Origin of the sequence: Motilimonas thetidivivens (assembly GCF_046452435.1) — a bacterium.
In the GTDB taxonomy this organism is placed as follows: domain Bacteria; phylum Pseudomonadota; class Gammaproteobacteria; order Enterobacterales; family CBDFNC01; genus Motilimonas.
This window is the reverse complement of record NZ_JBKFDK010000028.1, coordinates 22,700-44,105: the sequence shown is the minus strand read 5'-3', so window position 1 is coordinate 44,105 and position 21,406 is coordinate 22,700. Positions and strand designations below refer to the sequence as shown.

The 21,406-nt window shown below is 45.2% G+C and carries 21 protein-coding genes and 7 tRNA genes; 13 read left to right on the top strand and 15 right to left on the bottom strand.

The annotated features are described in order from the left end of the window. Positions 1-13 precede the first annotated feature (13 nt). Both ACK8OT_RS17295 and ACK8OT_RS17290 read left to right on the top strand, forming a co-directional pair. Complete coding sequence (locus ACK8OT_RS17295) at positions 14-826, top strand: NAD(P)-binding domain-containing protein (RefSeq protein ID WP_410197755.1); 813 nt, start codon at positions 14-16, stop codon at positions 824-826. After that, the gene (locus ACK8OT_RS17290) at positions 816-1,256 is read left to right on the top strand and encodes a bifunctional diaminohydroxyphosphoribosylaminopyrimidine deaminase/5-amino-6-(5-phosphoribosylamino)uracil reductase RibD (RefSeq protein WP_410197754.1); all 441 of its coding nucleotides are present in this window, start codon (positions 816-818) and stop codon (positions 1,254-1,256) included. Before ACK8OT_RS17295 ends, ACK8OT_RS17290 begins: the two co-directional genes overlap by 11 nt. Here the strand turns inward: ACK8OT_RS17290 and ACK8OT_RS17285 are convergent. From ACK8OT_RS17285 to yegD, 5 genes are all read right to left on the bottom strand, one after another. Further along, entirely contained in the window at positions 1,253-1,630 is a 378-nt protein-coding gene (locus ACK8OT_RS17285; RefSeq protein WP_410197753.1) for a DUF5329 family protein, read from the bottom strand. The genes ACK8OT_RS17290 and ACK8OT_RS17285 overlap by 4 nt on opposite strands. 199 nt (positions 1,631-1,829) lie before the next feature. After that, positions 1,830-2,039 carry a cold-shock protein gene (locus tag ACK8OT_RS17280; protein ID WP_233072344.1) on the bottom strand — a complete coding sequence of 70 codons (210 nt, stop codon included), beginning with the start codon at positions 2,037-2,039 and terminating at the stop codon, positions 1,830-1,832. 863 nt (positions 2,040-2,902) lie between these two features. Further along, a complete protein-coding gene (locus ACK8OT_RS17275) occupies positions 2,903-3,160 on the bottom strand; it encodes a hypothetical protein (RefSeq protein ID WP_410197752.1) in 258 nt (85 codons plus the stop codon). A 21-nt stretch (positions 3,161-3,181) separates the two neighbouring features. Next, positions 3,182-5,122 carry a DNA topoisomerase III gene (locus ACK8OT_RS17270; protein WP_410197751.1) on the bottom strand — a complete coding sequence of 647 codons (1,941 nt, stop codon included), beginning with the start codon at positions 5,120-5,122 and terminating at the stop codon, positions 3,182-3,184. Between the two features lie 118 nt (positions 5,123-5,240). Next, positions 5,241-6,605, bottom strand: a complete 1,365-nt coding sequence (gene yegD / locus ACK8OT_RS17265; protein WP_410197750.1) for a molecular chaperone — start codon at positions 6,603-6,605, stop codon at positions 5,241-5,243. Between the two features lie 500 nt (positions 6,606-7,105). Here yegD and pykF point away from each other — a divergent pair, with 500 nt between their 5' ends. The 6 genes from pykF (at position 7,106) to ACK8OT_RS17235 (ending at position 11,516) form a co-directional block, all read left to right on the top strand. After that, positions 7,106-8,518 carry a pyruvate kinase PykF gene (gene pykF / locus ACK8OT_RS17260; RefSeq protein ID WP_410197749.1) on the top strand — a complete coding sequence of 471 codons (1,413 nt, stop codon included), beginning with the start codon at positions 7,106-7,108 and terminating at the stop codon, positions 8,516-8,518. Positions 8,519-8,639: 121 nt separating this feature from the next. Continuing rightward, positions 8,640-9,377 carry a pyridoxine 5'-phosphate synthase gene (locus tag ACK8OT_RS17255; protein WP_410197748.1) on the top strand — a complete coding sequence of 246 codons (738 nt, stop codon included), beginning with the start codon at positions 8,640-8,642 and terminating at the stop codon, positions 9,375-9,377. Positions 9,378-9,417: 40 nt separating this feature from the next. Further along, on the top strand, positions 9,418-9,903 hold the full coding sequence (locus tag ACK8OT_RS17250) for an ATP-dependent zinc protease family protein (RefSeq protein WP_410197747.1): 486 nt from the start codon (positions 9,418-9,420) through the stop codon (positions 9,901-9,903). Positions 9,904-9,974: 71 nt separating this feature from the next. Continuing rightward, positions 9,975-10,217, top strand: a complete 243-nt coding sequence (locus ACK8OT_RS17245) for a hypothetical protein (protein WP_410197746.1) — start codon at positions 9,975-9,977, stop codon at positions 10,215-10,217. Positions 10,218-10,387: 170 nt separating this feature from the next. Further along, positions 10,388-11,020 (top strand): PilZ domain-containing protein, encoded by a 633-nt coding sequence (locus ACK8OT_RS17240; protein WP_410197745.1) that lies wholly within the window; start codon positions 10,388-10,390, stop codon positions 11,018-11,020. A 73-nt stretch (positions 11,021-11,093) separates the two neighbouring features. Beyond that, positions 11,094-11,516, top strand: coding sequence for an HIT domain-containing protein (locus ACK8OT_RS17235; protein ID WP_410197744.1), 423 nt, complete (start codon positions 11,094-11,096; stop codon positions 11,514-11,516). Here ACK8OT_RS17235 and ACK8OT_RS17230 read toward each other — a convergent pair. Continuing rightward, a complete protein-coding gene (locus tag ACK8OT_RS17230) occupies positions 11,513-12,016 on the bottom strand; it encodes a hypothetical protein (protein WP_410197743.1) in 504 nt (167 codons plus the stop codon). The two genes, ACK8OT_RS17235 and ACK8OT_RS17230, sit on opposite strands and share 4 nt — an antisense overlap. 107 nt (positions 12,017-12,123) lie before the next feature. Here ACK8OT_RS17230 and ACK8OT_RS17225 point away from each other — a divergent pair, with 107 nt between their 5' ends. Both ACK8OT_RS17225 and ACK8OT_RS17220 read left to right on the top strand, forming a co-directional pair. Next, positions 12,124-12,732: a hypothetical protein gene (locus tag ACK8OT_RS17225; RefSeq protein ID WP_410197742.1), complete on the top strand. Its 609-nt coding sequence runs from the start codon at positions 12,124-12,126 to the stop codon at positions 12,730-12,732. Between the two features lie 418 nt (positions 12,733-13,150). Beyond that, positions 13,151-13,336 (top strand): hypothetical protein, encoded by a 186-nt coding sequence (locus ACK8OT_RS17220; protein ID WP_410197741.1) that lies wholly within the window; start codon positions 13,151-13,153, stop codon positions 13,334-13,336. Between the two features lie 42 nt (positions 13,337-13,378). Here the strand turns inward: ACK8OT_RS17220 and asd are convergent, their stop codons facing one another. From asd to ACK8OT_RS17180, 8 genes are all read right to left on the bottom strand, one after another. Beyond that, positions 13,379-14,491 carry an aspartate-semialdehyde dehydrogenase gene (gene asd, locus ACK8OT_RS17215; RefSeq protein WP_410197740.1) on the bottom strand — a complete coding sequence of 371 codons (1,113 nt, stop codon included), beginning with the start codon at positions 14,489-14,491 and terminating at the stop codon, positions 13,379-13,381. 201 nt (positions 14,492-14,692) lie between these two features. Next, positions 14,693-14,785: transfer RNA gene (locus ACK8OT_RS17210), tRNA-Ser, on the bottom strand. Between the two features lie 15 nt (positions 14,786-14,800). Beyond that, positions 14,801-14,884 (bottom strand) — tRNA-Tyr (locus tag ACK8OT_RS17205). Between the two features lie 39 nt (positions 14,885-14,923). Continuing rightward, a tRNA-Gln gene (locus ACK8OT_RS17200) sits at positions 14,924-14,998 on the bottom strand. 109 nt (positions 14,999-15,107) lie between these two features. Further along, positions 15,108-15,198 (bottom strand) — tRNA-Ser (locus tag ACK8OT_RS17195). 17 nt (positions 15,199-15,215) lie between these two features. Beyond that, positions 15,216-15,300: transfer RNA gene (locus ACK8OT_RS17190), tRNA-Leu, on the bottom strand. 43 nt (positions 15,301-15,343) lie between these two features. Beyond that, a tRNA-Asn gene (locus ACK8OT_RS17185) sits at positions 15,344-15,419 on the bottom strand. 4 nt (positions 15,420-15,423) lie between these two features. Continuing rightward, positions 15,424-15,500, bottom strand: a tRNA-Pro gene (locus ACK8OT_RS17180). Positions 15,501-16,000: 500 nt separating this feature from the next. On the opposite strand from ACK8OT_RS17180, the gene ACK8OT_RS17175 reads away from it, so the two are divergent. The 3 genes from ACK8OT_RS17175 (at position 16,001) to ACK8OT_RS17165 (ending at position 19,988) form a co-directional block, all read left to right on the top strand. Further along, the gene (locus ACK8OT_RS17175) at positions 16,001-17,203 is read left to right on the top strand and encodes an HDOD domain-containing protein (RefSeq protein WP_410197739.1); all 1,203 of its coding nucleotides are present in this window, start codon (positions 16,001-16,003) and stop codon (positions 17,201-17,203) included. A gap of 134 nt (positions 17,204-17,337) precedes the next feature. Further along, entirely contained in the window at positions 17,338-18,360 is a 1,023-nt protein-coding gene (locus ACK8OT_RS17170) for a LacI family DNA-binding transcriptional regulator (protein WP_410197738.1), read from the top strand. A gap of 671 nt (positions 18,361-19,031) precedes the next feature. Beyond that, complete coding sequence (locus tag ACK8OT_RS17165; protein ID WP_410197737.1) at positions 19,032-19,988, top strand: hypothetical protein; 957 nt, start codon at positions 19,032-19,034, stop codon at positions 19,986-19,988. Between the two features lie 2 nt (positions 19,989-19,990). Here ACK8OT_RS17165 and glnG read toward each other — a convergent pair whose 3' ends face one another. Beyond that, a complete protein-coding gene (gene glnG / locus ACK8OT_RS17160; protein ID WP_410197736.1) occupies positions 19,991-21,403 on the bottom strand; it encodes a nitrogen regulation protein NR(I) in 1,413 nt (470 codons plus the stop codon). Positions 21,404-21,406 lie beyond the last annotated feature (3 nt).

Below are 21,406 nucleotides of genomic sequence, written 5' to 3'. Positions count from 1 at the left end.
AATAAGGAAGCCGATGAAACAACAAAGAATTGCTATTTTTGGCTGTGGCTGGCTGGGCGAGCCCTTGGCGATGAAATTGCAGCAGCAAGGATATCAAGTTAGCGTTTGTCGCCGTGACCCACAACAGGTTGAGCGGCTCAAGCAGCAAGGGTTGCAAGCTTACTGCATTGAAGTCAATGAGCAAGGTGTGGTCGGTGATGTCGCCGGCTGGGCAAACCAGGCTGACGTTGCCATTGTGATGTTGCCCCCGCGCAGTAAAACTCAAGAAGGTGATCGTTATATCGAACAAATTCAGCATCTTGCTGAATCGCTGGAGACACATGCTATTACTAAGGTGATGTTTATTAGTACCACAGGTGTTTACGCTCAAGGGGATCATCTGTTGACTGAACTAAGCCCACTAAAAGCAAACTCCGCTTTAGTGACGGCAGAGCAATATATACAAGCTCGCTTTTCTACCCTAGTGATACGTTTTTCGGGGTTAGTGAATGAAAATAGAACGCCTGGGCGTTTTCTTGCGGGTAAGCAGCTAACTGCAGGTCGAACTCCGGCCAACTTAATTCATCAAGCTGACTGTATTGCGATGATTGCAGGTCTATTGGCTCAGCCCTGGCAACCGGATGTGTATAACGCCAGTACTGAACATGGCCCAGCGAGATCGCAGCTTTACACCCTAGCTGCGCAACAGCTTGGGCTGCCAGCGCCAATATTTAGTGATGAGGATAGTCAGGCGCAACGCAGTGTCTCTAGTCAGAAACTGATTAAGCAACTGAATTATCAATTTATTTACCCTGACATTTTAAAGTGGATTGCTAATGACATCTGAACAAATAGACTTTTTTATGGCGCAAGCCATGGCACAAGGTCGTCTGGCCTTACCCGCTTGTCGTCCTAATCCTCCGGTTGGTTGTGTCGCTGTTAAAGATGGCGTCATTATCGCAAAAGGTCACACTCAGCCGCCGGGTAATATGCATGCTGAGGCGATGGTATTAGCCCAATTAGATGATCTCTCAGGGGTTAGTTTTTTTGTCACCTTGGAGCCTTGCTCGTTTGTCGGTCGCACCCCTTCTTGTGCTAAGACGATGGTAGAGCGCGGTGTTGAGCAGGTGTATGTAGGCCTGATAGATCCTCATTTTCGCAATCAAGGTAAGGGGATTGCAATTCTTGAGCAAGCAGGGGTGAAAGTGACGGTAGGTGTGCTTAAGGCCCAATTAGAGCAAGAGTTAGGGCCTTATTTACTGGGTGATGACGATTAAAACATCTTGCCTTTATCGGCTTTAGTCAAGCGATGGCGAACAAGTTGCTCATTGAACCAAGTTTCACTGGGTACTAATTCTTGTTTGGCACAGGTTAAATAGATCGGGTTATCATCCTGATGGTAGCGAGCCACGGCTAAGCGAATAAAATCAGCTGTGTTATGAATATCTTGCTTGTAGGTCTTAAATTGTTTTTTAAACAATTTCTTACTGTCTAGTCCCGAAAGGCGCTGCTGTTGCTGAGTTATCTGGCACTGATTTTTATCAAACTCTAATAACAGTTGGGTGATTTCTTGCTTCATCGGGCTTTGTGCGGCGATTTGAAAGCTAGCCACAATTGCCAAACAGGCTAACGTGGAGAACAGTATGCTCAAAGGGTTCATTGTGTTTACTGCGAAGTTACGACCAAAGTTGGCGCCGAATTATACTCAAAGCGGGCTTGGATGCGAGCCTTTCGTGATGGCAACGCAATCTTGAATTAACGCAGACTCGTTTGGCTATGCTGAAATTGATGGGTTAGGTAGGGGAAAGACTAAGCTGAGGCTTTAGATGGTCTCAGCTTAGGCTGATTTTTTATAACAAGGTAACGTTTTCTGCTTGTGGTCCTTTTTGGCCTTGTACCACTTCCATCGTTACTTTCTGGCCTTCTGTTAGTGTCTTGCGACCACCTGCATTAATTGCACTGAAGTGGACAAAAACATCTTTACCACCTTCACGTTCAATAAAACCAAAGCCTTTTTCGTCATTGAACCACTTAACGGTACCTTCAACTAAATCTGACATATTTCTCTCTTACTTAACATTTGTTACTAGTTTATTGCTAGGTAACACAATACATAACCAGCTAGGCTGGGAGCTATCAAGGCCTGTGTTTAAGCAAACCAAGCGGGTTAAGGTAAGACGAAGTTCAATACCACAGCTAACAGCGCAAAGTTAACTTGATTAAGTTAATAACCTAATAAACAAGGCAACTTAAGCTTATACCATGGATCCAGATGCTACAAATTTTGTACTTTTTAAGTTAGCGATAAGGGAGCAATGCTAGTTTGTAAGATATTCGCCATGAGTGTTGTGATTGTTTTCCCTTTTTCGCTTTGGTTTTAACGCTTTAATGGCGAAGAAAAATGGAATAATGTCGATTAAGCTTATGAAAAATAAAAACTATATGGATTATAGAATATTTTTATTAAGGCATATTCATAGCCAAGTAGGCATTTTCCTAGATAGATGCGCGTATAGTTAATCATGTAGGGCAAGCAAGGAACATCAGGACGATGTAAGCGGACCTTATTAGGATGATAAGGCGCAATGGAATGCCGCAGTGGCTTAAGGATGTCGCCACGAGCACACTAGGATGGTGTGTTTGGGTTAATAGAGGATGATTGACCCGCTAAGGATAGTAAAAAGGAACACAACAGGGCCGTTGTTAGGGACACCTCCAGGACGGAGAGTAGGACAAATCAGGATGATTTGTTAGTCAGGACGACATAGGGAAAGCTCAAGGAAAGAGTAAAGGAAGCCTAGGAAGGCATAAGTCAGGGAGCGCAGGGAGCACTTGGTTCATTAAGGAAAGATGAAGTGACTATGGCCCGATACATATTATTTGTATCGGGCCTTCTTTTATCCATCGTTTCTGATCATTTCTACTAAGTCACGACCAGCAGAGCACTAAACTCGGCGACGGCTTCAGCGGTGAGAGCAAAACTGACCTCAGTACTGCCAATATGAACCCTGAGTAAATTGTCATCGTTTTGATGGCTGAGCGATAAGCTTGCAGGTTGAACTCGCAATATGATCTGCTTAGTATGAGTTTGCAATTGGATCCAGCCATCATCTAGCGCTGATGCACTGAGGTATTCGCCATTGATTAGCTTCCCTTCTGCGAGGAGAGGTAAATCCGCCACTGTGGTATTCCTTGAGTCAACTTAAGACGCTTTAAGCTTAGCTGGCGCACGTGATTTTGGCGTTGCTTTTCGTTTTTTGCGTCGCCATGCTGGTTTACTTGGGCTCAGGTTTTTTAACTCCGCCAGTGCCGAGCTCGGCATTTGCACGGCTTGTGCGATTAATGCTTGCAGTTGTGTCTGCAGCTGGCCCATAAACTGATGATAGCTTACTTGTTTTTGGCTCATGCTCTCTAATTGTGATTCCCAGTGTGCCGTCATATCTGGGCTGGTGGCACTGTGAGGTAAACAGCTAATGAGCGCTTTGCCAACCGCTGTTGATCTAATTTGCTTGCCGTGACGCGTGAGAAAGCCGCGTTTAAACAACAACTCAATAATACTGGCTCGGGTTGCTTCGGTGCCCAAACCATCGGTTTCTTTGAGCACTTTTTTTAATTCTTTGTCGACAACAAAGCGAGCGATCCCTGTCATGGCGGCCAATAAGGTCGCATCAGTAAAATACTCAGGGGGCTGGGTTTGCTTTTCGATAAGCTCGCCATGTTGGCAAAACAACGAGGCTCCCACGGCCACATCGGGTAGGGCTGCGGGCTCGGTTTGATTGTTCTTATGCAATAACGACTTCCAACCTAACGCTAGGGTGCTCTTTTGTTTAGTGCGAAATTGCCCGCCTTGGATCTCTAGTAAAATGGTTTGTTCTTGATAGCGATAATCAGGATAAAACTGCGCCAAATATTGCAAACTGATCAGTTCATAGAGCTGGCGCTCGGCTTTTCCTAGTTTGCTGGCATCGTAGGTTTTCATGGTCGGGATAATGGCATGGTGCGCGCTCACCTTGCTGTCATTCCAACAGCGATTACGCTGTTGCCAGTTGGCTTGGTCTAGCTGTGATTGCCAGTCAGGTAAATTTTGACTCAGAGCTTGGCCTATGGCGCTGGCTTGTTGGTGATGATCTTTAGGTAAATAGCGGCAGTCTGAACGTGGGTAGGTGATGAGTTTGTATTCTTCATAGAGTTTTTGACAGCTCGCCAAGACCTGACTGGCGCTCATGGCAAAGCGCTTCGCGGCTTCGATTTGTAAACTGGATAAACTAAAGGGCAGCGGCGCGGTTTGCTTTTTGGTTTGTTTATCGTTGGCTAATACCAGCGCGGGCTGCTGGTGGATTTTTTCGACTACTTTTTCGGCTAGCTTTTTGACCAGCACGCGGCCTTCTTCATCTTGATAGGGCTGGCATGCTTCACTGGGTAACCATTTGGCGCTGAACTGGGCATCGCAATCGGTGCGAATATGTGCGAGGACTTCATAAAAGGGGCGGCTAACAAAATGCTCTATCTCTTGGTCGCGTTTAACCACTAAACCTAATAGCGGGGTTTGCACTCTGCCCACCGAGAGCACGCCCTGATAGCCAGACTTTTGACCTTGTATGGTATAGGCGCGGGTCATGTTCATACCATATAGCCAATCGGCGCGACTACGGGCTAAAGCTGACGTTGAAAGGGCAACAAAGTCTTGGTTACTGCGTAATTTGGCTAAGGCTTGTTTGACCGCACTCGGGTTTAAATCATTGATCAGGCAGCGCTGCACTCGCTGCTTTTTTTGCTGGCTGACGCCGGCATAGTTAATCACCTCATCGACCAGCAACTGGCCTTCGCGGTCGGGATCGCCAGCATGCACTATAGTGTCGGCTTGCTTTATAAGTTTCTTTAGAATACTTAACTGTTTCTTGGTGTTTTTTTTCGGGTTAAGTAGCCATTTTTCGGGGCTTATGGGTAAGTGCTCAAGACGCCATTTTTGATATTGTGGATCATAATGGTCGGGCTCTGCTTGTTCTAATAAATGCCCTATGCACCATGAGATACAGTCACCGTTGGCCAAGGTGATCATGCCATCGGCTTTGGTTTGGGGCTTGGGTAATGCACTGGCGATGGCGCGGGCTAAGCTAGGTTTTTCGGCGATGTATAATTTCACAGCAAGTACTTAACTGGTTATATATACAGTTATCTTAACCCCTTTGATTCGATAGTGCTAGTTTGCAACTCAACAACCCGATCAACTTTCGGGTGTTGAGTCACTTGATGTGGGTCTGTTAGCCAAAGCACAGTTGTGACCAGCGGGTTAAGCCGGTTGCGACACTGGCAAAGTGATCACCGGCTCGTATTGGGCTGTTAGGGTAGTTTTGTCGTAAAAAATCGGTAATGACAGGAGATTTAGCACTTCCCCCCGTCACAAAAATGACATCGGGCTGGGTTTGTGCTTGGCGCAAGGTTTCATCAATGAGGTGCTTAATCTTAACTAATAATGGCAAACTGGCTTGGCCTAAGGTGGCTTGGGCTAATTCGCACCCTAATCCAGCTTCAACATAAGCTAAATCAGCAAAACATTGGTTTTGTTCTGAGAGCTGCTTTTTAGCTTGTTCGGCGGTATTGACCAATTGATAGCTTTGCTTGTGCTGTTGCAGATGCATTAAACGCTTAAGTTGTTCTGGTGCGCAGCTATCTTTAATCAACTCTTTTAGCATTAACTGATTGTCGCGGCTGTAAAACCGAGTTTGGCTGCCGACATCGTTGATGGCTACGGCGTCAAACAAGGCTTTAGCTGGCATCGGCTTGCCTGTGACCAGCTCGGAATCCAAGCCAAATAACGGCATTAAGCCACGCAGGGCAAAATGGATATCAAAATCGTTACCGCCAATGCGTTCACCTGTGTGGCCAAGAATATGCTGGTGGCGTTCGGTTGATGTTTGATAGCTTGGGCTCATCTGCATTAATGAGATATCAGTGGTGCCCCCACCGATATCAACGACCAATACTTTTTGCGCTTGGCTTAAGGTGGCTTCAAAGGCAAAACCGGCGGCAATGGGCTCATATTGAAATTCAATGGCTTTAAAGCCCGCTTTTTTTCCTGCTTGGGTCAAAATTTGCAGTGCTTGTTGGTTGCTTTGCTCGCCTTTTAGACCTTGAAAGTTAACCGGACGGCCAATGACCACCTGCTCAAGGGTGTCATCTAAATGCTGTTCTGCGCTTTGTTTAATGTGGCAAAACATGGCGGTGACTATGTCTTCAAATAGCGCGAGCTGAATTTGGTTGAGGCCGCTGGCCCCTAAGAAGGATTTGGGTGATTTAATGTAATACCCTTCTTCCGGCTCTTCTAAATATTTTGCCAATGCCGCGTCACCAAAGTGCAATTCGGTATCGATGCCATCTAGCTTTAACTCTTGCTGCACTCGCTTTGCTGCGAGCATGGCTGGGCCACGTTGCTTAAGCCACTGCGTTTTTAATTCTGATTGCGGCAGGGCGTTGGCTAACCAAGGTAAGATGATTTCTCTCTCGGGCGCATACAAGGTTGAGGTAAGTAAACTCGTTTGCTGCTGTAGTGGGATTAATTTAGCTTGATCTTGTTGTATTACGCCAATCGCGCAGTTAGATGTGCCGTAGTCAAAACCTGCAAACATAAGTAACCTGCCTGTGAGAAAAAGGGCAGGCATGCTACCTTATGGCCGCGATGATGAAAAGAGCTTAACGTAACTGAGCCTTTCAGTTTGGTTGTAAAATTTCATTGCTAAAATCGATTTCACTGGCCTCATCAAGCCCAAATAGTGCCAAATTCTGTCACGCTAGTGAGTTTGAAGGGGATTTCAATAAATCATCAAAAAAGCGAGGCTTTTTGGTGCTAGCGCAAGGTTTTAGGCGACATGATATGATCCGATTCAGTGGCCTAGGGTGAGAAATAAGCTAAAGCTGACTAAACTGTCATCAGCGCGAGTGGTTAGGTTTATTAATTACGTCAATTTCGCCATTTTCGCCAAATTTATTGACCTGAAGTTGTAATTTCACAACAAATATCGAGTACAATTCAACTTCTAAAATTTATCGCCGCATTCCTTGTGAGAGGTGTGCATGAATCCAAGTTTTGTATATACAATGGCGCGCTGCGTCTGTCGGAGAGAGAAAAGTGAGAAAAACTAAGATTGTTTGTACTATCGGTCCTAAATCAGAATCTAAAGAGATGCTAACTAAGCTAGTTGCTAACGGCATGAACGTGATGAGACTTAACTTCTCTCACGGTGACTTCGACGAGCACGGTGGTCGTATCAATACTATCCGCGAAGTTTCTGAATTAACTGGTAAGAAAGTCGCTATCTTATTAGATACTAAAGGCCCAGAAATCCGTACTATCAAGCTAGAAGGCGGTAACGACGTTGCACTAGTAGCTGGTCAAGAGTTCTCTCTAACAACTGACGCAAGCGTTGTAGGTAACAACAAAGTTGTAGCGGTAACTTACCCTGGTCTAACTAAAGACCTAAGCGTTGGTAACACGGTACTACTTGATGACGGTCTAATCGCACTTAAAGTGGTTGCTATCACTGACACTGAAGTGAAATGTGAAGTGCAAAACAACGGTGAACTAGGCGAAAACAAAGGTGTTAACCTTCCTGGTGTAAGCGTTAAGCTTCCTGCTCTATCTGAAAAAGATAAAGCTGACTTAGTATTCGGTTGTCAACAAGGTGTTGATTTCATCGCTGCTTCTTTCATCCGTAAGGTTGAAGACGTACAAGAAATTCGTGAGCTATTAGCTGCGAACGGTGGCGAAAACATCCAAATCATCTCTAAAATTGAGAACCAAGAAGGTGTTGATAACTTCGACGCTATCCTAGAAGCCTCTGACGGTATCATGGTTGCACGTGGTGACCTAGGTGTTGAAATCGCCGTTGACGAAGTAATCTTCGCGCAAAAAATGATGATTGAGAAATGTAACGCAGCACGTAAGCCTGTTATCACAGCTACGCAAATGCTTGACTCTATGATCAAAAACCCACGTCCAACACGCGCAGAAGCGGGTGACGTAGCGAACGCTATCCTAGACGGTACTGATGCAGTAATGCTTTCTGGTGAAAGTGCTAAGGGTAAATACCCAGCTGAAGCGGTACAAATCATGGCTACTATCTGTAACAGCACTGATGAGCGTATGCCTTCTAAAGCTGAATCAGACAATGCTGATGCTAAGAGCATTACTCAAGCGGTTTGTCGTGGTGCGGTTAAGACAGCTGAGCAATTAGATTCTCGTCTAATCATCGTTGCTACTGAAGGCGGTAAGTCTGCACGTTCTGTACGTAAATTCTTCCCTAAAGCGCCAATCCTAGCTATCACTACTAACGCTAAGACAGCTCAACAGCTATGTCTAAGCAAAGGTGTTACTCCAGTTGTAGTTGAAAAAATCAACAACACTGAAGATTTCTACGAGCAAGGTATGAAGATCGCTAAAGATCTAGACCTAGCGAAAGCGGGTGACAACGTAGTAATGGTTTCTGGTGCACTAGTTGATTCTGGTACCACCAACACTTCTTCTGTTCATGTGATTAAATAATCCGAACGGAAAAATGAAAAAACCCGGCTTGCCGGGTTTTTTTATGCCTGCAATACCTGCCTTTAAGCATCAGCTATGTTATCGTTTAGGCTTATATTATTGGCTTGGTAAGATGAATTGCATGAGCACCTTTTTTAGCATTAACTTCAACAAAATCGCCCTTCTTCGTAATTCTCGTGGACGAGATTACCCTAGCGTTGCCGAGTTTGCTCGCCAAGGTTTAGCCTTAGGTATTAATGGCCTTACCTTGCATCCTAGGCCGGATCAGCGTCATGCTCGATACAGTGATGTTTACGAGCTAAAACAAGTGGCAGCGCAATACCCAGGTGCCGAGCTCAATATTGAAGGTTACCCGTGTGAAGAGTTCTTACAAGTGGTGTTGGATGCGAAGCCTCATCAATGTACCTTAGTGCCGGATGATCCAAACCAAATCACCTCAGACCATGGTTGGAATTTGCACCAAGATTTTGAGTTGGTAAAAGGCGTGGTTGAGCGCTTAAAGGCGGCAGGGATCCGCACCAGCATCTTTATGGATCCAGTGGCGCAAGATATGGCTTTGGCAAAGGCAACCGGTGCTGACAGAATCGAACTTTACACCGAGGCTTATGCTCACGCTTTTGCCACCGAGCAACAAGATACGGTGTTGGCTCAATATGCTCAAGCTGCTAAAGCAGCACAAGACTTAGGGCTAGAAGTCAATGCGGGTCATGACCTAAGCTTGGAAAACTTGGACTTATTTTTAACCATTCCAGATATTAAAGAAGTGTCGATAGGTCACGCCTTAGTTGTTGAATCACTTCAGCAAGGGTATGAACGCACCGTTCAGGCCTACGTTGATATTTGCAAATCGAGTGCCTAATTTCTATCTCGCTTCTATTACTTAATGCAGGGGAAAAATTTTGCAAAAAATTGTATTACTCTTTTGTTTATCAAGCCTTTTTTTCAGCTTTTCGAGTGTTGCAGAAAAGCGCTCGGTGGGGCCTGTTGAATACATTAAAGTCGCCGAATTAGATAACCTTAAGTTTCTGACGCGGATTGATACTGGTGCTCATACGACCTCTATTCACGCTTTTGATATCAAAGTGGATGATGATGCCGGCGAGATGAGAAAGAACATTGGTAAAACAGTGACCTTTACCACCATGAATGAAAAGAAAGAGTTTCGTACCCTGCAAGCGAAGATCGTCGACGTAGTGATCATCAGAAATGCCATCGCCAAGGAACGCCGATATCAGGTGGAGCTAGGCTTAGGTTGGCGAGGTGAGAGCAAAAAAGTATTGGTGAACTTAAGCGATCGTAAAAAAATGTCATATAAGCTGCTCATTGGCCGTAACTGGCTAGAAGGTGATTATGTGGTTGATGTGGAAATGGATCCAGAAGAGTAATTGGCTACGGGCTAAGCGGTGCTAAGTGTAGCGCCGCTCAGTGGCGAGCAGTCAATTATGATAAGGCATATATGTTAAAGAATTACCTTCCTCCTTGTTTGTTACTACTTGGTCTTGTTGTCAGTTTGTTTTTTTATCAAGTGAGTGATGATGGCTCGGGTAGCTTAGTGACGGTCGCCATCAGTGTGGTTGGCGCTGTATTAGCGCTAGCGGTCAGCTTAGTTAACAAACAAGGTATTTGGCTCAGTGTGAGTGCGATTATGATGGTGTTATTACCTGTCATAGCCGTCTCTATTGCCAGCTACTTAATGTGAATATGGACCTAGACGCATCTCAGTAGCAGTAAATGTGTAAATATCAATCAATTTTTTATAAATAATTTGGACTTGTCCCTCTCCGTTGTTGCTCATTTTTTATACTTGGTTAAAATATCAACGAAAATATAACAACAATTCCCACTTGATGGGAAAAATGGGCCAAAGCAATGAACCAGGACAAATCTCACGCTGTCCTGAACCCGGAAGAAATGGATTTTCTTGCGGAGCTAATGTCTGAAAAGTCGCCGAATCGGCAAAACCACAGTTTAGGATTTGAAGTGGTTTCTGATCAAAGCGGTTTTTTAACACAGTTAGGGACAGCAAATACATTACAAGTCGTCGCCCGATTCGGCACGCATCACTTCGTTTTTCCATTGGAAATTAGCTTAAACGATCTAGGCTTGCCTTATTTACGTTTTGCTACTCCGGAGATCTATGAAGCGGGTCAGCAGCTACGTTATTGGCGTGCTGAAGCGCAAGGTGTTTCCTTATTATCTCCCAAGGGAGAGTCATTACCCTTTCAGGTTATTGATCTTTCTGTGTCTGGTTTGTCATTAAGTATTACCCAGCCTGACCAGCATGTGCCGTTACAGCTTGAGCAACATAGTTTATTGTTGCCCGATGGAACTGAAATCGCGCTAAAGGGCAAAATCAGTCGCTTTGTCGATAGTAATACCGTGGCGTATCAGTTAGATCAAAGGGCGATGGAGTCCGCTTTGCTGCGTGACTATTTGTTCCAAATCCATCGTGACCAACACCCTGAGATTAGCCAAGAAATTATCCGTTATCAGGCAGCTTAACGTATTTAATCCGATTCAAGATGGTTCAGTTGGGGTAAACTGAACATCTTGTTTATGTGTTTAGGATGGAATCATGTCTGAGTTTAAACTCGATCAACGACTAGCCCAGGATTGTTATTACTTGGGCGAATCCGACATCAGTATCTTATTACTGTCGAAAAATGCCGATTATCCTTGGTTTATATTAGTCCCGAAAACGGCTCATACCGAGTTGTATCAACTTGAGCCTGAGTTGCAGCAGAGTTTATTGGCGCAAATTAACCTTATCAGTGCGTTTATTGATGAGCTTTATCAACCAACTAAGCTTAATGTGGCGGCCATTGGTAACGTGGTCAAGCAGATGCATATACATTTAGTGGCACGTTATCAAGATGATCCAACTTGGCCGGGTGTGGTATGGGGCGCATCAGCCAACTCATCTTACAGTGAGGACCAGATTGCGAATGTGAGGCAACAGGTACAAGATGCATTAGTGGCACATTTCGAATTGGCTTAATTGGGTGGTGTGCTTTTCTTCAGCTGCAGAATGAAATTAATCGCTTCACCCAGTTTTAAATAGCGTGCCAAGTCTTCCTTGGAATAGCGAGTAGACATGGATGACAGATTTCGACGCTGCTTCAAGAAGCGTGATACCTGCAATTTATTAAAACCACCCACTTGATAAAGTAAACTAAGTAGATGATCGGTTTGTTCATCGTTTAACTTAAGCCGTTCCGCATATGCTTCTGGCTCAAAGGGAATGGCTTGTTGTTGATAATGATGGATCACACCTTGCTCTTGCAGGTAATCTAGCCATTGTTCGACATACAAAGGCTTGGTGCCTGCTAACAAGTTAAAATAGCCTCCCGCATCACAGCGGCAATGGGTCAGTAAGCTAATTGCGAATTGGTCATCATTGGCGTTAAAGCTCACCGCTCCAACTTGAGTTGAATGGAGTGCCTGGATCTTGATTTCAGCGAATTCGTTGGCAGGGCCGTGGCACTTGAAGATAATCATCTTGCCTCCTTTGTCTGCCAGTATAGTGGCGTTTAACTGCTCCGATGTAAAGGGATCGCGCTAAAGCAATGTAGCAACTAGACTTAAACTGGGCTTTAAGGAAAGAGGTGAGTGTGAAAAAAGTGATCACTGCGCTACTCATCAGCCTGTTGAGTTGCGGGCTAAATGCTGACATTATCGAGCAAGACTATTCGTTACAGACTAGGCTTTTTGCGCCTTATCTTAACTTAGATATTCCTGCTCTAATGAATGGCACTGCAGCCCAAAGCAAATCGCCATATGGTACTGCTCAATTAGACAATTTTTCACCTTTACCCACCGCGACTAATTTAAATTTAGCATCTAGCTATGGCCAACACTTAGGGCAAGAGACAACGTCAGAGCTTGCTCTAATTAATCAATTGCTGGGAGCCAATGCTCCTTTAGTGAAATCGCAGTACTTAGACTTTAAAAATAATTTTACCGAATTTGTCAGTTTAGGTGCGCAACAAGGTTTAAACCAAAGTCTCGTGTTCGATCAGGCGCTCGTATCTAAACCAAAGGATGACTTTCGTTGGGATCGCGCTAGGCTCGAAGTGCAAGGCGAGGGAACGCTGGGCTGGTCGATTCATTGGCTCCAAGCGATCTACAAGTACATGATGGATCCCACTCATCTTGCCATCATTCTGCTGTTACTTTCAGTCGTTGTGTTAATTAAGCGTCGTTTCTTTGCCTAGATAATCATTCTTTGCACAATTATTTTTCGTATCTGTTCGCTTATTTTCAAGTGATAGAAATATTTCGTATAAATAAAAGCTATTGCTTATATATATCAAATAACAATTTAAACAATTAGTTGGTTGCTATTGCGCCAAGGTGATTAATAATTCACGGCTCGAATTAACAAATAACTATCAAAGTAAGCTATTTTTTGTGATGTTGGCAGTTGATAAATCGGCTGGATGAAGTTGGCAATGTAAGCGATTTACAGGGGCTGGAAATGGTCGCTTCATCATCAACAAGCACACTGTGATTGAGAAAGAGAGAGTTTATCTGTTCGTTAGGCAGAATTATGTAATGTGTCAGTCCTTGCTGATAAATCGACGATGAATCGATGATAAATCGAGATAGGGCATGGCAAAGCGGGAGCTAATTATGAAGCTGGTTGATGATTATGTTCGAGAAATACAGGGCGGTAACTTACAAAAAGCAACAGAGATAATGCTACACATTATTGCCGCAGATCCTTCTGGTGAAACAAGGCGACAACTAGACAGGCGATTTGGTGGAGAGATGTCGGACTCACATCGACATTTAGAAAGTCATTGTCCGACCCATTAAGGCTAAAAATAAAGGGCTATTAAAGCCCTTTATTCGTTTTCATTAAGCTGCAAGTAGAATGCGAAGCATGCGGCGAAGCGGCTCTGCTGCACCCCAAAGTAGTTGGTCGCCAACTGTAAAGGCACTGATGTATTCAGGACCCATAGTCAGTTTACGAATACGGCCAACCGGTACACTTAATGTACCTGTTACTTTAGCTGGGGTTAATTCTTGTGCACTGATAGCGCGATCATTTGGAATAACCTTAACCCAATCGTTGTGGCTCGCTAGGATTTCTTCAATCTCAGCAACTGGGATGTCTTTGGTTAGTTTTAGCGTGATCGCTTGAGAGTGACAACGCATCGCGCCGATACGCACACAAATACCATCAACTGGAATTTGGTTATCGCTGCGACCAAGGATTTTGTTTGCTTCAACTTGTGCTTTCCACTCTTCTTTACTTTGACCTGAAGGTAGCGGTACGTCGATCCAAGGGATCAAGCTGCCAGCTAGTGGTGCACCAAACTGCTCGGTTGGGAAATCATCGCTACGGATAGTTTCTGCAACTTTACGGTCGATATCTAAGATAGCTGACGCTGGATCGGCAAGTTCAGCTGCAACGCTGTCTTTAATCACGCCCATTTGGCTAATTAGTTCACGCATGTTACGCGCACCTGCACCCGATGCTGCTTGGTAAGTGTGTGGTGTTGCCCACTCAACTAGGCCTTTTTCAAATAGACCACCTAGCGCCATCAACATGAGTGAAACAGTACAGTTACCGCCGACATAGGTCTTGATACCATTTGCAAGACCTTGTTGAATCACGTCACTGTTTACTGGGTCGAGTACAATGATGCTATCTTCTTCCATGCGTAGTGCAGATGCAGCATCAATCCAGTAACCATCCCAGCCGCTAGCGCGTAGTTTAGGGTACACTTCTTTGGTGTAGTCACCGCCTTGACAGGTTAAGATCACATCCATTTCTGCTAGAGCTTCAATAGAAAAAGCATCTTGCAGAGTGGTGCTGGTCTTGCCAATATCTGGAGAAGGTAAACCAACCTGTGAGGTGGTGAAGAAAGTCGATTCAATTAAATCAAAATCTTTCTCTTCAGACATGCGTTGCATGAGGACTGAGCCAACCATACCGCGCCAACCAACTAGACCTACTTTTTTCATGGCGTTTCTACTTCCTTACATTATCGAAACGAGACTATTACCCAAGCGCAAACATGTTATGCGTGAGTAATGAATAGATAAGCAGTAAATCTATCACTTTAGACGTCCATAAGGCTAGAATTTTTTTGAATGCAACGAGATGGAAACGAAGATAAAAAGGAGTTTGATGATTTAAAACAAGATTATAAAGCTGAAAGAATATGGCGGTGAAGGAGGGATTTGAACCCTCGATGGGGCTACAAACCCCATACTCCCTTAGCAGGGGAGCGCCTTCGGCCACTCGGCCACCTCACCGGTATTCGGGAAATATGGTGGGGGGGGACGGATTCGAACCATCGAAGCTTTCGCGGCAGATTTACAATCTGCTCCCTTTGGCCACTCGGGAACCCCCCCAAGATTTGTTACCAACAAGCATGTCTTGTTAGTGGAATGTGGCAGGGATATGAGGATTTGAACCTCAGAATGCCGAGATCAAAACCCGGTGCCTTACCGCTTGGCGATATCCCTGTTGTCACGTTTTTAAGAGTTTTCTCTCTCGGTAGTTAGAGCTTGTATCGGAGCCGAACCCGAAACTTACTTTATTACCTAGCTATTTATAGAGTGCTAACTCTGAATATGGCGGAGGAGGAGAGATTTGAACTCTCGGAGAGCTATTAACCCTCGCCGGTTTTCAAGACCGGTGCATTCGGCCACTCTGCCACCCCTCCGGAAACTCTAATTGTAATGGTGCGGAAGGAGAGACTTGAACTCTCACACCTTGCGGCACTAGAACCTAAATCTAGCGTGTCTACCAATTTCACCACTTCCGCATTACAATCTGAATCCTGATCTCTATATCAGGCATTCCGAATTTGGCTCCTCCTGCTGGGATTGAACCAGCGACCTGCGGATTAACAGTCCGTCGCTCTACCAGCTGAGCTAAGGAGGAATAGTGGTCGGTGATGAGAGATTCGAACTCCCGACCCTCTGGTCCCAAACCAGATGCGCTACCAGGCTGCGCTAATCACCGACTGTTGCTTACTTTGGTTTATCTGTATCAGATTTCTCTGTTCGGAAGCTATTGCTGTGAGCTTTTAGCTAGAAGGCGTTGTAAGCGTCGCCGTGTCTCCGATGGCGCACATTATTAGGATTTCGCCCGTCTTTGTCAACACCCCGCAAAAAATAAATTATCATTTAAAAACATTGAGTTAGCTTAATTGGTTGAAAAATATACTAACTTTTTTAATTTTTTATGTCTGTTCGATGAAAAAAAGTACAAATTTGGTATGAATATTATTCACTCTCGACAAAATAATTTTCATTTTTTCCTTTTCGCCTATTTTAAAGCGACAAAAAACGGAAAACTTGGCGTGAAAAAATTAAATTCATATACTTAACTTGCCTGCACGTATTGCAGTAGGCCTAAGTTAGGCAATGATTGCAGATGGTGAGGTTAGTTAATGTCATTTTGCTCGCCTATTTTCTGTTCTATTCTTAAGTTTCATCTTTCTTGAGGTTTAATCTTCGTTTATGAGTGTTGTTCAAAAATCAAATGGTCAATCTTTAACACAGCGGATCCACGCCAGATTCGATCATTTTTTGGTAGGCAAAAATTATGTGCTGGGCGACGAAGATTTTGATGATGGACTGGAGCTTGAATTATTAGAGCAGCAAGAAGATAAAGAAGTAAAAGAGTCGGGTTGGAGTAAGCGCATTCTGCTCGATGTTGAAAAAGCGCGAGTAGAAAAAGAAGAAGCGGCAAAGCGCCAGCGAGCCAAGGCGTTGCAAGTTGCGGCCAGTTATTTTAACAAGCGGCATATTAACGACATGTTGGCGCAACTCTCTGAGCCTGATCGCGTGATGACACATCTGTTAAGGATGCCCCCCTCGACAACAGAATTATTGCTCAGCTTAACCCTGCCGTTTCCTCGCTTATCTGCCATTGGCGCCATGTTAGAGCAAAACCCAGAAGTAAAAAGGCGACTGCTGTATTTGGTTGGCAGTGATAGTTTTATGGAGCTGCTTGGCCGTAAGCCGCGGGCAGTAAAGGATGCGCAAGCGGCGGTGGGACTGCTTGGCGTTGAAATCCTCAAGCAAATAGTGCCCGCCATGGTGTTTAAATACCGTATCAAGATGCACAATGCGGTGATCCCTGGGCTGGGTAAAAAATTATGGCGACATATACTCACTACAGGTTTGGCCACATCATATCTACTTGAACAACAAGGCTATAAGCGCCCCGCCGAGGGGATGATGTTAGGTGGCTTGTTGTTTTTAGGTCACATGTCCTGTTTGCATCAATTTTTACGCTCCTTTGATGAAACCATGGTGGATTGCTTAAATGAAGCCAGACAGAAAGGGGACAAAAAATTTCATGATCTATTATTCGATGTGGAAGCAGATCCGCGAATTTTGGAAAAATTTCTCCAAGAGCGCGCGCTGGAAATCGGCCTATCGTTGGCAAAACAAGGTTTTCAAGAAGGTGCACCACAGTTGATCACTGCCTTACAAGAGGAGGTGGACGATCTGAACTATGACGTTAGAAGCACCTTAGGTAAGGCCTTGTTTTCGGGCTTACGATTTTCCATTTTTGAGCAGTTGCGCGCCGCCAAATCCTTTAGCCAAGAAGAGCTTACACCTTGGCGAGAGTACGCCAAAATATCGCCCCAGATGTTTAAAGACATGCACAATAAGGCCTTACACCGTATCGATTATTCGCAATTTGGTAGTTGATTTTCTGATGCTGCGTTCGCTTTGTTTGGGCTCTCACTGGCAGCAAATTGCTAAGTGTGAGCCGTTGCAGGCCATAGTCCTATCACGTTATCGCCTGCCGATGGTAATATCGGGTTAAAGCATAGGGAGGTGACATGAGCCAAGGCAGGAAACGGAAAAACAGTGGTCGAGTGACATTGGCTGATGTGGCTAAATTAGCGGGTGTAGGCTCGATGACAGTATCACGCGCGCTGCGCACCCCTGAGCTTGTCTCTGAAGGATTGCGTTCGCGAATTGATGCAGCGGTGGCTCAATTAGGTTATCTGCCCAATAAAGCCGCAGGGGCGCTCGCCTCTTCAAGCTCAGATATTATTGCGGTGATACTTCCCTCATTAACCGAATTTGCCACCAATGAAATGATGTTGGCGTTGAAATCGGTACTTGAGCCTGCAGGTTATCAGCTGATTTTTACCGCTTCCAATTATGATTCAATGGAAGAAGAAAAACAGGTTCGGGCCTTGTTGCAGCATTCTCCTGCTGCGCTGATCTTGCCGGGCACGCCACATACTCCACAAGCCCTTAAATATATTAAGAATATAAATCTACCTGTGGTCGAAATTTCGGCCTTAACCCACGCTCCCATTCATATAAATGTAGGCGTGGATCACCATGCTTCTGCTTATCAGCTAACCAAATTTCTGTATATGAAAGGTTATCGTCAAATTGGTTTTATTGGCGCATATACTAACTTTGGTCGTTTTGCCATGCGTTTGGCTGGTTGGCAAAAAGCCATGCTAGACCATAACTTAGCCAGCCATCGATTAGTGCTTGGCTTACCACAAGCCAGCTTTTCGGTTGGGGCTGATTGCTTGATTTCAACCTTAGAGCGTTGGCCTGATTTGGATGCGGTGATCTGCAGTCACAGTGAATTGGCGGCGGGTTTAATTTTAGAAGCAAATAAACGTGGCATTAAGCTACCAGAACAACTCGCTGTCGCCACATTTGATGATCCAAACTTGTGCAATACCTTGCAACCCAGCCTAACCACAGTCGATATACCTTATGCGGAAGTGGGCAAAGAGGCGGCGCAATGCTTACTTGATGCGCTTAATCTATCGCAGCGCGAACAAGTGATAAAAAGCATCGGGTTTAGAATTAAAACAAGAGCAAGTACATAGCACACTCATGGGGATCAGCATTCCCATATCGAGCCGGATTATGGTCAGCAAAAAAAGGCAGGCCGCTAAGCCTGCCAAACCAACTGGGATGTCGCTGGACAAATCTATCATTTGCTCTCTTGATTAAGTCGAGCCGACGATAAATAGAAACATCACTACCATATCATCAATAAATAATAAGCAACAGTTTGTATATGGCATGCAAATAAACCAAAGTGCGATTTATGCCAGTGTTTATGCAAAATCAGTCTAAGGTAGGAGTTAGGTGCAAATATTGTTGGTCAAGATCCCATTGCCTTATCTATTTAATGTGTAGACTGATACATAAGTTGTGGCATGGGCGTAACTTGCTAAGCTATTAGCTAGGGCCTGTTGATCTTTGGTGGTTAATTTTTGTTCGAGATAAAAGCGTTTTGAGCAAGGCGAGCAGTGTGTAGCTTAGTATTCTAAGTAAATACTGCTCAACGACGGGCAAAACGCTTTTAGCCGAATCCGTAGGACAGCGTTTGTTGGTCATTTCTACTGCGTTAGTGCCTTTTCGCGTAGTTCACTATGCCACAAAGGCTCTGTCTTGTATAAATGCCCAACAAATCGCTGCAAAAACCAGCACAAAAGATCAACAGGCCCTTGATATAGCAATAACTATGACAGCAATAGACAAAGGGTGTTACATGAGTCAATCATCTGCATTTTCATCACTGGCATGGCCCACCACAGCCATTAGTCTGATCTTGGCTGCTATCGGCTTTTATTTATATTCAGATGCAATTGAGATGGCTGAATCGGCTACACAGCAAGCACAGGCTGCTCGGCAGGTTGAAAAGCGCAGTTTAACCCAGCAAAGTGACCTACAACGACAACTTAACACCGCTATATATGATTTTGAGCAGCGCCAACAAGAGTTTAGCCAGCTTAAATCGAGCTTAGAGCAGCTTCAACAAAAGACCCTTCAGCAACAAAATGAGTGGCAGCAAAAGCAACAAGCATGGCAGCAGAAAGTGGCTAGCCTGAATAATCAACAGGCGGAGTTGGTTCAAGCTCAAGCCCAAATTACCACTATGAATGAGGAATTGGCTAACCTGACCGAGCAATTGGCGGCCGCTAACACGCAATTAGAGCAAGTCGTTCCCGAGCAACAATTGCTCGTGCTTAAACAGCAATTTGATACCTTAATGGCGGAAAATGAAGCGCTTAAAGCCAGTGTCGATACCGAAACTGCCGATAAAGCCCAGTTGATAATGGCGCTCGCCGATGCAAAATCTGAGATAGCACGCTTAGACCAACAAATTGCGACAGCCGATGCGCGCATTAATGAACTTAGTCTTAGTTTGGAATTAGACCCTGTCACCAGCCCCGCGCCTAAACTAGAGGTGAAAGTAGACTCTCCAGCCGTTGTGGTACTCAGTGAAGGCGATAATATCAGTGATGCTAATCAAGCTGGTCAACTGGTTACGGATGCTCCAGTTGAAGCCACGATTAGTCCTTCAATTGAGCCACTTAATCAACCGCTCAACGAGTCCCTCAATGAGTCCCTCAATGAGTCGCAGCAGATCGAGCAGCCATCAGATACCGACGCAGTTCTGGATAACGCTGCAGCCGCTGAGATTAGCGAGGCTTCAACGAATTAATCCTAAACATTGAGCTCTAACTCTTTAAGTTTGCGGGTGAGGGTATTTCGGCCCCAGCCGAGCAAGCGAGCCGCTTCTTGTTTGTGACCATGAGTGTGCGCTAACGCAGCGGTTAACATAATGCGCTCAACTTCGGGAACCGTATTGGCTAGTATATCCACTTGCCCTGCAGTCAATTGCTGCTCTGTCCAAGCCTGCAATTGCTGCTGCCAAGTCTGCTGACTTGCTGGCGCAGCCTCATGATGGCTGGGTGTTTGCAGTAGCTCAGGTGGTAGATCGCTCAGCAGCACCTCTTGGCCGCTGGCCATCACGGTTAACCAGCGACACACGTTCTCCAATTGTCTCACGTTGCCGGGCCAGTTTAGCTGGGTCAAATACTCTTGCACCTTTGGATGTAAGCTCTTCGTTTCTACCGCAAGCTCTTTTGCTGCCAACACTAAGAAGTGATTGGCCAACTTGACGATGTCTTCACGACGCTCGTTGAGTGAAGGGATATGAATGCGAATAACGTTCAAACGATGGAAAAGATCTTCACGAAAATCTCCAGCCGCTACCTTTTGCTCAAGGTTTTGATGGGTAGCAGCGATAATGCGCACATCAACCTTGACCGAGGCGTGCCCACCGACACGATAAAATTGGCCGTCGGCGAGTACCCGCAGCAAGCGAGTTTGGATATCAAGGGGCATATCGCCAATTTCATCAAGGAATAAGGTGCCGCCGTTGGCTTGTTCAAACCGGCCTTGACGCACCGCATTCGCGCCGGTAAACGCCCCTTTCTCATGGCCAAATAATTCGGATTCAATCAAATCTTTCGGGATCGCCGCCATGTTTAACGCGATAAAGGGGTTTTCTTTACGTGGGCTGTGCTTGTGCAGCGCATGAGCCACTAGCTCTTTACCCGTACCGGATTGACCATTGATTAGCACACTGATACTCGAGCGTGATAGGCGACCAATGGCGCGAAACACTTCTTGCATGGCTGGCGCTTCACCTATGATTTCCGGTGCCGGCGAGCTAGGTAAAACCGGTGCCTTGCTGGCCTTGGTTTCTTTGGCGTGGATCAGGGCTCGTTCGACTAAAGCGACCGATTCATCAATATCAAAAGGTTTTGGCAAATATTCAAAAGCACCCGCTTGGTAGGCATTGACCGCACTATCCAGATCAGAATGGGCGGTCATGATCACCACTGGGATATCGGGGAAATCTTGCTGCACTTGTTGCATTAAGGCAATGCCATCAATGCCTGGCATGCGGATATCGGAAATGATCACGTCGGGTTGCTCTAGCGCCAATTGTTGCCACATCAATTCACCATCAGCAAAGCTTTGGGTTTTAATGCCTGAAGGAGCAAGGGCTTTTTCTAGCACCCAGCGAATGGAACTATCGTCATCGACAATCCAGACTTTATTAGCCATGTA